Genomic DNA, 13,134 nt, shown 5'->3' with positions numbered 1-13,134 from the left:
ATCGCGCCACTCTTCTTACTCCCTCTCCCGCTTGCGGGAGAGGGCAGGGGTGAGGGGCGCGCGCAGCGCGCTGGGTCTTCGAAGTGACGCAGCGCCTCGCGGCGATCAGGTGCCCTCGGCGTAGCCGTTCTGCCGCCACGCCTCGAAGACCGCGACGGCGACCGCATTGCTGAGGTTCAGGCTGCGCTGCCCGTCGCGCATCGGCAGACGCACGCGTTGCTCGAGCGGGAAGCTGTCGCGCAAGGCTGTCGGCAGGCCCGCCGTCTCGCAGCCGAAGACCAGCCAGTCGCCGGGCTTGAGCTCGACCGATGGCAGCAGCCTGCTGCCGCGTGTCGTGAACGCGAACATGCGCGTCGCATCGGGCTGCTCGGCGGCGATGAAGTGTTCCCAGTCCGCATGCCGCAGCACCGGGGCGTACTCGTGATAGTCGAGGCCCGCGCGCTGCAGCAGCTTGTCCTCCATCGAGAACCCCAGCGGCTCGATCAGATGCAACCGGCAGCCGGTGTTGGCCGCGAGCCGGATCACGTTGCCGGTGTTGGGCGGAATCTCCGGATGGACCAGCACGATGTTGAACATGGGACGAAGCTCTCTCGACAGGGGTCAGGGCGTGCGCGCGACGACCCAGGCCTGCACGTCGCGGGCGCCGGCACGGCGCAGGGCCAGCGCGGCCTCGTGCAGCGTGGCGCCGCTGGTCATCACGTCGTCGACGATCGCGACGCGCAGCCCGTGCACCGGCTTCACGACGGCGAAAGCGCCGCGCAGGTTGCCGCGGCGCTCGTCGAGCGGCAACTGCGCCTGCTGGTCGGTGTGACGCACGCGCATCAGGGTCAGCGCGCAAAGGCGTGATTGTCGCTGCGTCAGCGAGGGCGACGGCGACTGCGTCTCGGAGGGGAGGACGAGTCGCCGTGCGATCTCATGCGCCTGGTTGTAGCCGCGCTCACGCAGCCGCTGCGTGGACAGCGGGACCGGCACGATCAGATCGGGCGGCTCCACCTGCGCCAGTTCGAGCGCCCGCGACAGCCGCGCGGCGAGCAGCGGTGCGTGTTCCAGCCTTTCGCCGAACTTCAGCCCGAGCAGCAGCCGGTCCCACGGGAACACGTAATCCATCGCCGCGACGCCACGCGACAGCGGCATCGGATGCGACGCGCAGCGCCCGCAGCGCATCGCGCCCGTGGCGCACGTACCGGCCGGCAGCCGCAGGGCGCAAAGCGCGCAACGCGGTCCCGCATCGACGGGATGCTGCGCCTCGCAGTCCTCGCAGAGCGGCCCCCGGCACCAGCACCGGCAGAACGTGCACTGTCCCGGCCAGAACCGCGCGAGGCCGCTTCCCATCGAGGATCGCGCCAATGCCCGGCGCCGGAACAGGTCAAGCATGGCCGCCTACAATCCCGCCCCATGACTGGAGATGAGGCCTTGCCGCCGAGCACACAGCAGATCGATGCGGGCGCGGCGCTCCGGCAGCGCCGTCGCCTGTCCGCATCGGACCAGGCCCCGTGGCTGCATCAGGAAGTGGCTTCGCGCATGCTGGACCGGCTGCCGGTGATCCGCCTCCAGCCGACGGCCGTGCTGCAGAGCCGGCCCTCCCTCGGCGGCGGCGATGAAGGCCTGCGCCAGCACTACCCCCAAGCGACGCAGCTGTGGCTCGAACCCGATGCCGAGGTGCGCGCGCTGCTCGCGCAGCGCCTCAAGCGCGGCTTCATGCAATCGATGGTGGACAAGCTGCGCGGCAGCGCGCCGACCGAGCTCATCACCGAGCCGCCCGCCGGCGCCGCGCAGCTCGCGTGGTCCAACATGGAGCTCCACGCCGAGGCCGACAAACCCGAGCTTGTGAAGCGCTGGCACGCCGGCCTCGCGGTCGAGGGCTGCCTGATGTTCTCCTGCCTCGGTCCCGACAGCTTCATCGAACTGCGCCCGATCTTCGCCCGCGAGGGCTGGGGCGTACCGGCGCCGGACTGGGTCGACATGCACGACCTCGGCGACCTGCTGGTGCATGCGGGCTTCGCCGATCCGGTGATGGACCAGGAGCACCTGAAGCTCACCTGGAGCTCGCCGCAGGACCTGCTGCGCGATCTGCGCGCACTGGGCGGCAACCTCGCGCCGGCCCGGCTGCGCGGTCTGCGCACGAAAGCCTGGCGCGAACGGCTCCTGCAGGCGCTCGAATCGTTGCGCGGCGCCGACGGCCGTCTGTCGCTGAGCATCGAGCTGGTCTACGGCCATGCGTTCAAGCCTCAACCCAAGGTGAAGATCGCGGCCACGACCGAGGTCTCGCTGGACCAGATGCGGGCGATGGTGCGCGGCGCGGGCAAACACTGACCCCCGTCCTGCGCGGGCTCGGCTAGCCCAGCGTTTTCAGAGGGCGAGAGTGCACCATTCTGCGGGTAATCCTGGGCGGTTTGGCGCGTCGCGCCCAGTCATAGTGCGCCAGGGGGGTGGGCTAGAATCCGCCCCCGACTGGAGTACGTCTGCTGGCCCCGTAGGTTTCCGCCATCGCTTGGCGCTGGAGCCCGCGCTACGAGCGGGCTCGAGCCCCGAAGCCGCCTGGAAGAGACCTGGGTGACAAGAGCTTGAGAAAGACTGGATAAAGAGACGACCATGACGATTGAACACAGTTGTGTGCAACTGGGGCGCCGCTGCAGCCAGCTCGCGTTCGGCCTGACGGCCGCGCTGGCCAGCCAGGTCGCCTTGGCGGTCAACGACCTCCCCGGAGGTCCGGCCGTCAACCAGCTGAATCTGCACCCGCCGGTCACCAAGATCGCGCACGAGCAGATGTGGCTGCACAACATGATGCTGATCCTCTGTCTGGCGATCTTCATCGCCGTGTTCGGGGTCATGTTCTATTCGATCTTCAAGCACCGGAAGTCCAAGGGCGCCGTGCCCGCGAACTTCCATGAGAGCGTGAAGGTCGAGATCGCGTGGACCGTCGTGCCCTTCATCATCGTCATCCTGATGGCGCTGCCCGCGACCAAGGTCGTCGTGGCGATGAAGGACACCACCAACTCCGACATCACGATCAAGGCCACCGGCTACCAGTGGAAGTGGGGCTACGACTACCTGAAGGGCGAGGGCGAGGGCATCGGCTTCGTCTCGACGCTGGACGCCTCGCACCGCGCGCTGTCGGACTCCGGCCATCCCGGCCAGGTCGACAACTACCTGCTCAAGGTCGACAACCCGCTGGTGGTGCCGGTCGACAGGAAGATCCGCATCATCACCACCGCCGACGACGTCATCCACGCCTGGATGGTGCCGGCCTTCGGCGTGAAGCAGGATGCGATCCCGGGCTACGTGCGCGACACCTGGTTCAAGGCCGAGCAGGTCGGCGACTTCTACGGCCAGTGCGCCGAGCTCTGCGGCAAGGAGCACGCGTACATGCCGATCCACGTCAAGGTGCTCAGCGCCAAGGACTACAGCGCCTGGGTCGGCGAAGAGCAGAAGAAGATCGCCGCCAAGGCGGACGATCCGAGCAAGGTCTGGACGATGGACGACCTCATGGCCCGCGGCCAGAAGCTGTTCGACGCCAACTGCGCGGTCTGCCACAAGGCCGACGGCAAGGGCGCGGGCCAGTTCCCGGCGCTGGACGGCTCCGCGATCGTGAAGGCCGACGACCACGCCCAGCAGCTCCACCTGGTGCTCAACGGCAAGGGCCAGATGCCGGCCTGGAAGACGGTGCTCAAGGACAGCGAGATCGCCGCCGTCGTGACCTATACGAAGAACGCCTGGTCCAACAAGACCGGCCAGATCGTGCAGCCGTCGGAAGTCGTGGCCGAACGCGCCAAGTGACCCCCGTCACGCGCGCCTGACCCGACCTTTTCCGCCTGACCGATTGAACGCCAGCTCGCACCTGCGACTAGCCACCGAGGATTTGACATGAGTGCAGTGCTCGACCACCCGACCGGTCATGCCCATGACCATGACGATCACCACGACCACCATGCCCCGACGGGCTGGCGGCGCTGGGTCTTCGCGACGAACCACAAGGACATCGGCACGATGTACCTGCTGTTCAGCTTCACGATGCTGATGGTCGGCGGCATCCTGGCGCTGTGCATCCGTGCCGAGCTGTTCCATCCGGGCCTGCAGTTCTTCAATCCTGAGCTGTTCAACCAGTTCACGACGATGCACGGCCTGATCATGGTGTTCGGCGCGATCATGCCGGCCTTCGTCGGCTTCGCGAACTGGATGATCCCGCTGCAGATCGGCGCGTCGGACATGGCCTTCGCGCGGATGAACAACTTCAGCTTCTGGCTGATGATCCCGGCGGCGCTGATGCTGGTGGGCTCGTTCTTCATGCCCGGCGGCGCGCCGGCGGCCGGCTGGACGCTCTACGCGCCGCTGACGCTGCAGATGGGCCCGTCGATGGACGCCGGCATCTTCGCGATGCACATCCTGGGCGCGTCCTCGATCATGGGCTCGATCAACATCATCGTGACCATCCTCAACATGCGCGCCCCCGGCATGACGCTGATGAAGATGCCGATGTTCGCGTGGACCTGGCTGATCACCGCCTACCTGCTGATCGCGGTGATGCCGGTGCTGGCCGGCGCGATCACGATGACGCTGACGGACCGCCACTTCGGCACCAGCTTCTTCACGCCCTCGGGCGGCGGCGACCCGGTGATGTACCAGCACATCTTCTGGTTCTTCGGCCACCCCGAGGTCTACATCATGATCCTGCCGGCGTTCGGCATCGTGAGCCAGATCGTCCCGGCCTTCGCCCGCAAGCGCCTGTTCGGCTACGCCTCGATGGTGTACGCGACGGCCTCGATCGCGATCCTGTCCTTCATCGTGTGGGCGCACCACATGTTCGCCACCGGCATGCCGGTGACGGGCCAGCTGTTCTTCATGTACGCGACGATGCTGATCGCGGTGCCCACCGGCGTGAAGATCTTCAACTGGCTGGCGACGATGTGGCGCGGCGCGATGACCTTCGAGACCCCGATGCTGTGGGCCGTCGGCTTCATCTTCGTGTTCACGATGGGCGGTTTCACGGGCCTCATCCTGGCGGTCGCACCGGTCGACATCCAGCTCCAGGACACCTACTACGTGGTGGCCCACTTCCACTACGTGCTGGTGGCCGGCTCGCTGTACGCGCTGTTTGCCGGCGTTTACTACTGGGGTCCGAAGTGGAGCGGCGTCATGTACTCGGAGACGCGCGGCAAGATCCACTTCTGGGGCTCGCTGATCTTCTTCAACCTGACCTTCTTCCCGATGCACTTCCTCGGCCTGGCCGGCATGCCGCGACGCTACGCCGACTACCCGATGCAGTTCGCCGACTTCAACGCGGTGGCCTCGATCGGCGCCTTCGGCTTCGGTCTGATGCAGGTCTACTTCTTCCTCGCCGTAGCCATCCCGATGATGCGCGGCAAGGGCGAGAAGGCCCCGCAGAAGCCCTGGGAAGCCGCCGAAGGCCTGGAATGGGAAGTGCCGTCGCCGGCGCCGTTCCACACCTTCGAGACGCCGCCCAAGCTGGACGTGACGGCCACGAAGATCATCGGCTGATCGCCTGATCCATCTCGCCACCGCAGCGGAACCCGAGGACCGATCGATGTCGCCGACGCCCGAGCAACGCAAGAGCAACCTGCGCCTGGCCCTCATCCTGGCCAGCGTGGCCGCGATCTTCGGGATCGGCTTCGTGGTCAAGATCGCGTTCCTCGGGGCGTCATGAGCGAACCGACCAAGCGCGCCAGCTGGATCCGCCGGGAGAACCTGCGGATGACCGGGAAGCTGCTGGTCGTGGTGGCGGTGATGTCGTGCTTCGGCTACGCGCTGGTGCCGATGTACCGGGCAATCTGCACGGCGCTGGGCATCAACGTGCTGTCGCTGTCGGAGCGCCAGCACGCGGTGCGCGCCGAGGACGTGAAGAACACGCAGATCGACTACAGCCGGACGATCTCGATCGAGTTCGACGCCAACGCGCGCGGGCCGTGGGATTTCAAGCCGGCCAAGCGCCACCTGACGGTCCATCCGGGCGAGCTGACGACGGTGATGTACACCTTCCAGAACATCCAGACGCGGACCATGTCGGCGCAGGCGATCCCGAGTTACGCGCCCAAGCAGGCGACGCCGTATTTCAACAAGCTCGAGTGCTTCTGCTTCAACGAGTACACGCTGAAGCCGGGCGAGCAGAAGGAGTGGCCGGTGGTATTCGTCATCGACCCGAAGATCCCGAAGGATGTGCGCACGATCACGCTGTCGTACACCTTCTTCGAGATCGCCGGGAAGGGCAAGGCGCAGGCGAACCTGACGGCGCCGACCACGGTGAAGACGCCCGGGGGCGACGTGAGGATCCAGCCCGGCGCCTGAGCGGCGGGTTGAGTAGAACGACGACGTAGACGACGATGTCCGATGACCTGAAGCCGGGCGAGGATCTGAAGCAGGCGATGCAGCGCAAGGGGTCCTTCTGGGCCACGCTGCGCGCGGTGGCCTGGTCCTTCTTCGGCGTACGCAAGGGATCGGATTACGAGAAGGATGTATCGCAGCTCAATCCGCTGCACGTGATCGCGGCCGGCGTCATCGCCGCGGCGGTGTTCGTGGTCGGATTGATCCTGCTGGTCCGCTGGGTGGTGAGCAGCGGTGCGGCAATGAACTGAGAACCGAGTTCGAGGAGAAGAACGCATGTCGGCAACGACGACTCATGGCAACACGCCTTATTACTTCGTGCCCGGCCCGTCGCGGCATCCGGCGATGGCCGCGTTCGGCCTGTTCTGGGTGATCCTGGGCGCGGGGCAGTGGATCAACGGCCACGACTGGGGCAAGTGGTCGCTGCTGTTCGGGCTGCTGTGGTGGGCGTTCACGCTCAAGCAGTGGTTCGGCGACGCGATCCGCGAGAGCGAGACCGGCCAGTACAGCGACCGCATCGACCTGTCGTTCCGCTGGAGCATGGGCTGGTTCATCTTCTCGGAGGTGATGTTCTTCGCGGCCTTCTTCGGCGCGCTGTTCTGGTCGCGCGGCTACAGCATCCCGACGCTGGGCAGCCTGGACAACGCGCTGCTGTGGCCCGACTTCAACGGCCTGTGGCCGAGCGTGGCGGCGGGGGCGACGGCCTCGCCGGCGGGCACGGTCGATGCGTTCGCGACCATGGGTCCGTGGCCCATCCCGACGATCAACACGGCGCTGCTGCTGACCTCGGGCATCACGCTGACCATCGCGCACCATGCGCTGATCGCCGGCCAGCGCGCCAAGACGATCGCGTGGATGTGGATCACCGTGGTCCTGGGCATGACCTTCCTGGGCTTCCAGGGCTACGAGTACTTCCATGCGTACCACGAGCTCAACCTGAAGCTGAACTCGGGCATCTTCGGCTCGACCTTCTACATGCTGACGGGCTTCCACGGCTTCCACGTGTTCGTGGGCATGCTGATGCTGCTGTTCATCACGCTGCGGCTGATGAAGGGTCACTTCACGCCGGACCGCCACTTCGGCTTCGAAGGCGCCGCCTGGTACTGGCACTTCGTGGACGTGGTGTGGCTGGGCCTCTACGTCATCGTCTACTGGCTGTGACCGCGCCCACCGGCGCACAATGAAGAAGCGCCGCTTGAAGCGGCGCTTTTTTACTTTCCGATCGGCAGGCCCGTGGGATGGATCCAACCCATCCAGGCGCTGAAGAGGATGAACAGGAACAGCGCCACCGACAGCCCGACGCGCACCGCCAGCGCGCGGGCCATGGTGGCCTTGCCCTTCTGCCTGCGCAGCATCAGGATGCCGGCCGAGAACAGCGCGGCCAGGATGCCGATGAACGCGATGAGGACGATGACTTTCATGGCGGACGATTATTCCCACGCGGCCCCGACGGGGCCATCGGGCCGGGCCCGAAGGCGTCATGCGATCGTGGTGATCGCGACGATCGCCGGCACGGCGGCGGCGCTGTCGCTCGGGGCCTGGCAACTCGATCGGGCCGATCAGAAAAAGACGATGCAGCGGGCGATCGACGAACGCGGGCAGGAGGCGTCGCTCGCGACCGCCGCGCTGCCGTCGGCCGAACAGCCGCCGTCGTCGGCGCTCGAACATCGCCGCGCCGTGCTGACCGGCGAATGGGACGCGGCGCACACCGTCTACCTCGACAACCGCGTGATGGACGGCCACACCGGCTTCTACGTGGTGACGCCGCTGAAGCTCGCCGGTCGCCACGATGCGATCCTGGTCCAGCGCGGCTGGGGTCCGCGCAACGTGGCCCAGCGCGAGGCGCTGCCGCCTGTGCTCACTCCAGCGGGCGAGGTGCGGATCGAAGGCCGGCTGGCGGCGTCCGTGTCCAAGGCCTATGCGCTGGGCCGGGACGCGGAGACGGGGCCGATCCGGCAGAATGTGGACCTCGCGGGCCTGCAGGCCGAGACCGGCCTGCGGCTGCTGCCGCTGGTGCTGCTCCAGACGGAGCCGGACCGGCGCGCAGCGTCGGAGGGCGCGGCGCCCGCCGTGTTCGCCGCGCCTGCGACGCCCGCGGGGGACGCCGGCGACGGCCTTCACCGGCACTGGCCGCCGCCCGCGGTCGACATCCACAAGCATTACGGGTACGCGTTTCAATGGTTTGCGCTTGCGGCGCTGATCCTGGGTCTTTATGTCTGGTTCCAAGTCCTCGCTCCCTACCGCGCTGGCCGAGCCGCCCGTGCCACCAAGGTCTCCGATGAACAGCGCGATGCGTGACGACAACGACCATGGCCGCGACGCCGCCCCGGCGCCGACCGACACGCCGCTGCCGCCCGACGGTCCGGTGACGCTGGCCGTGCATTCCGTGCCGGTGCCCGAGCTCGATCCGCCCAAGCGTTCGCGCTGGACGCTGTGGCTGGTGATGCTGGTCTGCGCGGCGCCGGTGATCGCGTCGTACTTCAGCTTCTACGTGCTGGACCTGCGCGGTCGCGCTTACAGCGACCTGATCACGCCCACACGCGATCTGCCGGCCGCGATGGCGCTGACGACGCTGCAGGGCGCGCCGGTGGCCGCCGAATCGCTCAAGGGCCAATGGCTGCTGACCTACGTGCCGGACCGTGCCTGCGACGAGGCCTGCGAGCGCATGCTCTTCATGCAGCGCCAGCTGCGCGAGATGCTCGGCAAGGACCGCGACAAGCTCGACAAGCTGGTGCTGCTGCCCGACGACGTCACGCTGACGCCGGCGCAGATCGATGCGCTGACCGGCCACGGCGCGCCGGCGACGGTGCTGCGCGCGCCGCGCGCGTCGATCGAGGGCTGGCTGATGGCCGCGCCGGGACGCCGCATGGGCGAGCACCTGTTCCTGGTCGATCCGATGGGGCGTTGGATGCTGCGCTCGCCGGCGACGCCGGAACCGTCGCCGCTGAAGAAGGACCTCGAGCGCCTGATGCGCGCCAACGCCGGCTGGGACAAGCCCGGCCGGTGATGACGAGGACGACCCGCGCATGAACGGATTGGCGATCGGTTTCGATTTCGAGCCGCTGCTGGAGCTGCTGGCGATGGCCGCGCTCGTCGGCGCGGTGCCGCTGGTGTGGTGGCAGTGGCGGCATCGCGGCGACCCGGTGGCGAAACGGCTGCGCGCGCTGACCGTGCTCGCCACCTTCCTGACCTTCGACCTGATCCTGATCGGCGCGCTGACGCGGCTGACTGATTCCGGCCTCGGCTGCCCGGACTGGCCCGGCTGCTACGGCAGCGCCTCGCCGATCGGCGCGAAGGCCGAGATCCTCGCCGCGCAGACGGCGATGCCGACGGGCCCGGTGACGCATGGCAAGGCGTGGATGGAGATGCTGCATCGCTACATGGCGGGCGGCGTCGGATTCCTGCTCGTGGTGTTGGCGGTGCTCAGCTGGTGGGTGTGGTGGCGCGGCCGCCGCACCGGCGAAGCGACACCGTCGCCGTGGTGGGCGACGTTGTCGCTGGTCTGGATCCTGGTGCAAGGATTCTTCGGCGCCTGGACGGTGACGATGAAGCTGTTCCCGGCCATCGTGACGACGCACCTGCTGCTGGCGCTCGGGCTGCTGATGCTGCTGGCGTGGCAGGCCGAATCGTATGCACCGAAGCCGCTGACCTGGCCCGCCGGCTTGAGACGCGCATTCGCGGCCTTCACGGTGCTCGCGATCGTGCAGGTCGCGCTGGGCGGCTGGGTCAGCACGAACTATGCGGTGCTGGCCTGCCAGGACTTCCCGACCTGCCAGGGACAATGGCTGCCGCCGACCGACTTCGAACATGGCTTCACGCTGTGGCGCGAACTGGGTCGCGGCGCCCACGGCGGCTGGTTGCCGTTCGAGGCGCTGACGGCGATCCACCTGGCGCATCGCGGCGGCGCGATGATCGTGTTCGCCGCGTTGCTGGCGCTGGCCTGGGCGCTGTGGCGCCAGGGCGGTGTCGAGGCGGGCGGTGAAGGGCTCGAAGCCCGACGCTGGGCGCGCCGCCTGCTGGCGGTGGGCGCGTGGCAACTGGCCTCGGGCTTGTCGAACGTGGTGCTGGGGTGGCCGCTGGTGGCTGCGCTGGCCCATACCGGCGGCGCCGCGGCGCTCCTGCTGATGTGCGCGATCGTGCTGGCGCGGCTGCGTGCCGGCCGGACGACAACTGTGATTGAGCCGGCGCCGGTGCGCGCCGGCATCCTGACGATGGGTTCGAAATGAGTTCCGCGACGCAGGCCACCATGCCCTCCCGCTGGTGGCAGTTCTACCAACTGACCAAGCCCCGGGTCGTGCAGCTGATCGTGTTCTGCGCGTTCATCGGCATGGCGCTGGCGATCCCCGGCCTGCCGCAGGGCGACGAGTGGGTGCGGCTGATCGCCGGCACCGGCGGCATCTGGCTGGTGGCGGGCGCGGCGGCGGCGTTCAACTGCCTGATCGAGCAGCACATCGACGCCAAGATGAAGCGCACCGCGTGGCGTCCGACCGCACGCGGCGAGCTCAGCCGCAACCAGACGCTGCTGTTCTCGGGCGCGCTGTGCGCGTTGGGATCGGCGATCCTGTACGTGCTGGTGAACCCGCTGACGATGTGGCTGACCTTCGCGACCTTCGTCGGCTACGCGATCATCTACACGATGGTCCTGAAGCCGACGACGCCGCAGAACATCGTGATCGGCGGCGCGTCCGGCGCGATGCCGCCGGTGCTGGGCTGGGCGGCGATGCGCGGGGAGCTGGGCTCCGAAGCCTGGCTGATGTGCCTGATCATCTTCCTGTGGACGCCGCCGCACTTCTGGGCGCTGGCGCTGTACCGCAGCGAGGACTACCGCAAGGCCGGCCTGCCGATGCTCCCGGTGACGCACGGCAACGAGTTCACGCGGCTGCAGATCTTCCTCTACACCTGGATCCTGTTCGCGGCGACGCTGCTGCCCTTCCTGACGGGCATGAGCGGATGGATCTATCTGGCTGCGGCCCTCGTGCTGGGGCTGATGTTCTGCTACTACGCCTTCAAGCTGTGGAGGGCGTATTCGGAAGCGCTGGCGCGCAAGACCTTCATGTTCTCGCTCCTGCACCTGTCGCTGCTCTTCGGCGCGCTGCTGCTGGACCACTACGTCAGTCCGTGGATCAGTTGAGCTGACTCGGACCGGGGACCTCAGGACCTTCTTTCGGATCGGATGTACGGATGATCTCGCGACGTTCTCTCGGGCTCGGCGCCCTGGGTTCCCTGGGCGCCATCAGCGCGGCGACGCTGCTGGCGGGCTGCGACAAGCTGGGCTTCTCCTCGGCGCCCAAGGCCAGCTTCCAGGGCGTGGACCTGACCGGCGCGGCCTACGCGCGCGGCTTCAGCCTGCCCGACCAGAACGGCAAGACCCGCACGCTGGAGGACTTCAAGGGCAAGGTCGTGGTCGTGTTCTTCGGCTTCACGCAGTGCCCGGACGTCTGCCCGACCACGCTGGCCGAACTGGCGCAGGTCAAGAAGGCCCTCGGGCCGGACGGCGACAAGGTCCAGGGCGTGTTCGTCACCGTCGATCCGGAGCGCGACAAGCCCGAGCTGCTGAAGGCCTACCTCGAAAGCTTCGACCCCGGGTTCGTGGCGCTGCGCGGCACGCCGGAGCAGCTCAAGGAAACGGCCAAGGAATTCAAGATCTACTACGCCAAGGTGCCCGGGAAGACCCCCGACAGCTACACCATGGACCACACGGCGGCGAGCTTCCTGTTCGATCCGCAAGGACGGGTGCGCGTGTTCTCGCGCTACGGCGCGGGAGCGTCAGCGCTGATGAGCGATATCAAGGCGTTGATCGCCGGCCAATAAAGACGAAGGCCCCGCATCGCGGGGCCTTCTTCATGGGGCGTCGATCAGGCGATCGAGCGACTCGTCGATCAAGCGGCTTCCGCCACCATCGCCTTGCGCATCTTCTTCATCGCGGCGACTTCGATCTGGCGGATGCGTTCCGCGGAGACGTCGTACTCGGCCGCCAGTTCGTGCAGCGTCATGCCCCCCGAACCGTCGTCGTTGACGTTCAGGTAGCGCTCCGTGACGATGCGGCGGCTGCGGTCGTCCAGCAGGTCCAGCGCCTTCTGCAGACCGTCCGTGGCCAGGCGGTCACGCGACTTGGACTCGATCACCCGCGTCGGTTCCTGCGTGTCGTCCGCCAGGTAGGCGATCGGCGCGAAGGTCTCTCCGTCGTCGTCGGTCTGCGGCTCCAGCGCCACGTCGCCGCCGGAGAGCCGCGTCTCCATCTCGACCACGTCCTCGGGCTTGACGTTCAGCTCTTCCGCCACCAGCGCGATCTCGGCTTCCGTCAGCGAGGTGCGCTGCTGGTTCTCGGCGTGTTCCTTCAGCGCATGCTTCTTCGAGCGCAGGTTGAAGAACAGCTTGCGCTGCGCCTTGGTCGTCGCGACCTTGACCATGCGCCAGTTCTTCAGGATGTACTCGTGGATCTCGGCCTTGATCCAATGCATCGCGTACGAGACCAGGCGGACGTTCTGCTCCGGGTCGAAGCGCTTGACCGCCTTCATCAGGCCCACGTTGCCTTCCTGGATCAGGTCGCCCTGCGGCAACCCGTACCCCAGGTACTGGCGCGAGATCGACACCACCAGCCGCAGGTGCGACAGCACCAGCCGACCGGCCGCGTCGACGTCGCCATGCGTCTTCAGACGCGTGGCGTAATCCTTCTCTTCTTCCGGCGTCAGCAGCGGGATGTGGTTGATCGCCGTGATGTACGCATCCAGGTTCCCGAGCGATGGCACCAGGGACCAGGGATCGCGGACCTTCAATGCAAGGGTGTTGGACATGGGT

The 13,134-nt window shown here is 67.5% G+C and carries 16 protein-coding genes; 12 read left to right on the top strand and 4 right to left on the bottom strand.

The window, feature by feature from the left end:
• Positions 1–105 precede the first annotated feature (105 nt).
• Positions 106–576 (bottom strand): tRNA (uridine(34)/cytosine(34)/5-carboxymethylaminomethyluridine(34)-2'-O)-methyltransferase TrmL, encoded by a 471-nt coding sequence (gene trmL, locus ACQZ13_RS25265; RefSeq protein WP_431048619.1) that lies wholly within the window; start codon positions 574–576, stop codon positions 106–108.
• 24 nt (positions 577–600) lie between these two features.
• Positions 601–1,134, bottom strand: a complete 534-nt coding sequence (locus ACQZ13_RS25260; protein WP_431048618.1) for a ComF family protein — start codon at positions 1,132–1,134, stop codon at positions 601–603.
• Positions 1,135–1,413: 279 nt separating this feature from the next.
• Here ACQZ13_RS25260 and ACQZ13_RS25255 point away from each other — a divergent pair, with 279 nt between their 5' ends.
• From ACQZ13_RS25255 to ACQZ13_RS25225, 7 genes are all read left to right on the top strand, one after another.
• Positions 1,414–2,313 carry a biotin synthase gene (locus tag ACQZ13_RS25255; protein ID WP_431048617.1) on the top strand — a complete coding sequence of 300 codons (900 nt, stop codon included), beginning with the start codon at positions 1,414–1,416 and terminating at the stop codon, positions 2,311–2,313.
• A 279-nt stretch (positions 2,314–2,592) separates the two neighbouring features.
• Positions 2,593–3,777, top strand: a complete 1,185-nt coding sequence (gene coxB, locus ACQZ13_RS25250) for a cytochrome c oxidase subunit II (protein WP_431048616.1) — start codon at positions 2,593–2,595, stop codon at positions 3,775–3,777.
• Positions 3,778–3,864: 87 nt separating this feature from the next.
• The gene (gene ctaD, locus ACQZ13_RS25245) at positions 3,865–5,496 is read left to right on the top strand and encodes a cytochrome c oxidase subunit I (RefSeq protein WP_431048615.1); all 1,632 of its coding nucleotides are present in this window, start codon (positions 3,865–3,867) and stop codon (positions 5,494–5,496) included.
• A 46-nt stretch (positions 5,497–5,542) separates the two neighbouring features.
• A complete protein-coding gene (locus ACQZ13_RS25240) occupies positions 5,543–5,662 on the top strand; it encodes a cytochrome oxidase small assembly protein (RefSeq protein WP_331614812.1) in 120 nt (39 codons plus the stop codon).
• A complete protein-coding gene (locus ACQZ13_RS25235) occupies positions 5,659–6,300 on the top strand; it encodes a cytochrome c oxidase assembly protein (protein ID WP_431048614.1) in 642 nt (213 codons plus the stop codon). The genes ACQZ13_RS25240 and ACQZ13_RS25235 overlap by 4 nt, the downstream gene beginning before the upstream one ends.
• Before the next feature lie 35 nt (positions 6,301–6,335).
• The gene (locus tag ACQZ13_RS25230; RefSeq protein ID WP_088406347.1) at positions 6,336–6,587 is read left to right on the top strand and encodes a DUF2970 domain-containing protein; all 252 of its coding nucleotides are present in this window, start codon (positions 6,336–6,338) and stop codon (positions 6,585–6,587) included.
• Between the two features lie 25 nt (positions 6,588–6,612).
• Positions 6,613–7,497, top strand: coding sequence for a cytochrome c oxidase subunit 3 (locus ACQZ13_RS25225; protein ID WP_088406346.1), 885 nt, complete (start codon positions 6,613–6,615; stop codon positions 7,495–7,497).
• Positions 7,498–7,547: 50 nt separating this feature from the next.
• Here the strand turns inward: ACQZ13_RS25225 and ACQZ13_RS25220 are convergent, their stop codons facing one another.
• A complete protein-coding gene (locus ACQZ13_RS25220; protein WP_088406345.1) occupies positions 7,548–7,757 on the bottom strand; it encodes a DUF2909 domain-containing protein in 210 nt (69 codons plus the stop codon).
• A gap of 70 nt (positions 7,758–7,827) precedes the next feature.
• On the opposite strand from ACQZ13_RS25220, the gene ACQZ13_RS25215 reads away from it, so the two are divergent.
• From ACQZ13_RS25215 to ACQZ13_RS25195, 5 genes are read left to right on the top strand one after another with little or no spacing between them, the layout of a single operon-like run.
• A complete protein-coding gene (locus ACQZ13_RS25215) occupies positions 7,828–8,634 on the top strand; it encodes an SURF1 family protein (protein ID WP_431048613.1) in 807 nt (268 codons plus the stop codon).
• Entirely contained in the window at positions 8,627–9,343 is a 717-nt protein-coding gene (locus ACQZ13_RS25210) for an SCO family protein (RefSeq protein WP_431048612.1), read from the top strand. Before ACQZ13_RS25215 ends, ACQZ13_RS25210 begins: the two co-directional genes overlap by 8 nt.
• A 19-nt stretch (positions 9,344–9,362) precedes the next feature.
• Positions 9,363–10,562: a COX15/CtaA family protein gene (locus ACQZ13_RS25205; protein ID WP_431048611.1), complete on the top strand. Its 1,200-nt coding sequence runs from the start codon at positions 9,363–9,365 to the stop codon at positions 10,560–10,562.
• On the top strand, positions 10,559–11,467 hold the full coding sequence (gene cyoE, locus ACQZ13_RS25200; RefSeq protein WP_431048610.1) for a heme o synthase: 909 nt from the start codon (positions 10,559–10,561) through the stop codon (positions 11,465–11,467). The genes ACQZ13_RS25205 and cyoE overlap by 4 nt, the downstream gene beginning before the upstream one ends.
• Before the next feature lie 50 nt (positions 11,468–11,517).
• On the top strand, positions 11,518–12,147 hold the full coding sequence (locus ACQZ13_RS25195) for an SCO family protein (RefSeq protein WP_431048609.1): 630 nt from the start codon (positions 11,518–11,520) through the stop codon (positions 12,145–12,147).
• Between the two features lie 68 nt (positions 12,148–12,215).
• Here the strand turns inward: ACQZ13_RS25195 and rpoH are convergent, their stop codons facing one another.
• The gene (rpoH, locus tag ACQZ13_RS25190; RefSeq protein ID WP_431048608.1) at positions 12,216–13,130 is read right to left on the bottom strand and encodes an RNA polymerase sigma factor RpoH; all 915 of its coding nucleotides are present in this window, start codon (positions 13,128–13,130) and stop codon (positions 12,216–12,218) included.
• Positions 13,131–13,134: the final 4 nt, after the last annotated feature.

Source organism: Roseateles sp. L2-2 (genome assembly GCF_050613215.1).
Taxonomy (GTDB): domain Bacteria; phylum Pseudomonadota; class Gammaproteobacteria; order Burkholderiales; family Burkholderiaceae_C; genus Roseateles; species Roseateles noduli.
Note: the sequence above shows the minus strand (reverse complement) of the source record. Positions and strands in the feature narration are given on the sequence as shown.

Excerpts from the sequence above, each read along its gene's own strand:
- trmL (WP_431048619.1), bottom strand. The coding sequence starts at position 576 with ATGTTCAACATCGTGCTGGTCCATCCGGAGATTCCGCCCAACACCGGC.
- ACQZ13_RS25260 (WP_431048618.1), bottom strand. The coding sequence starts at position 1,134 with ATGCCGCTGTCGCGTGGCGTCGCGGCGATGGATTACGTGTTCCCGTGG.
- coxB (WP_431048616.1), top strand. The coding sequence starts at position 2,593 with ATGACGATTGAACACAGTTGTGTGCAACTGGGGCGCCGCTGCAGCCAG.
- ctaD (WP_431048615.1), top strand. The coding sequence starts at position 3,865 with ATGAGTGCAGTGCTCGACCACCCGACCGGTCATGCCCATGACCATGAC.
- ACQZ13_RS25240 (WP_331614812.1), top strand. The coding sequence starts at position 5,543 with ATGTCGCCGACGCCCGAGCAACGCAAGAGCAACCTGCGCCTGGCCCTC.
- ACQZ13_RS25235 (WP_431048614.1), top strand. The coding sequence starts at position 5,659 with ATGAGCGAACCGACCAAGCGCGCCAGCTGGATCCGCCGGGAGAACCTG.
- ACQZ13_RS25230 (WP_088406347.1), top strand. The coding sequence starts at position 6,336 with ATGTCCGATGACCTGAAGCCGGGCGAGGATCTGAAGCAGGCGATGCAG.
- ACQZ13_RS25225 (WP_088406346.1), top strand. The coding sequence starts at position 6,613 with ATGTCGGCAACGACGACTCATGGCAACACGCCTTATTACTTCGTGCCC.
- ACQZ13_RS25220 (WP_088406345.1), bottom strand. The coding sequence starts at position 7,757 with ATGAAAGTCATCGTCCTCATCGCGTTCATCGGCATCCTGGCCGCGCTG.
- ACQZ13_RS25210 (WP_431048612.1), top strand. The coding sequence starts at position 8,627 with ATGCGTGACGACAACGACCATGGCCGCGACGCCGCCCCGGCGCCGACC.
- ACQZ13_RS25205 (WP_431048611.1), top strand. The coding sequence starts at position 9,363 with ATGAACGGATTGGCGATCGGTTTCGATTTCGAGCCGCTGCTGGAGCTG.
- cyoE (WP_431048610.1), top strand. The coding sequence starts at position 10,559 with ATGAGTTCCGCGACGCAGGCCACCATGCCCTCCCGCTGGTGGCAGTTC.
- ACQZ13_RS25195 (WP_431048609.1), top strand. The coding sequence starts at position 11,518 with ATGATCTCGCGACGTTCTCTCGGGCTCGGCGCCCTGGGTTCCCTGGGC.
- rpoH (WP_431048608.1), bottom strand. The coding sequence starts at position 13,130 with ATGTCCAACACCCTTGCATTGAAGGTCCGCGATCCCTGGTCCCTGGTG.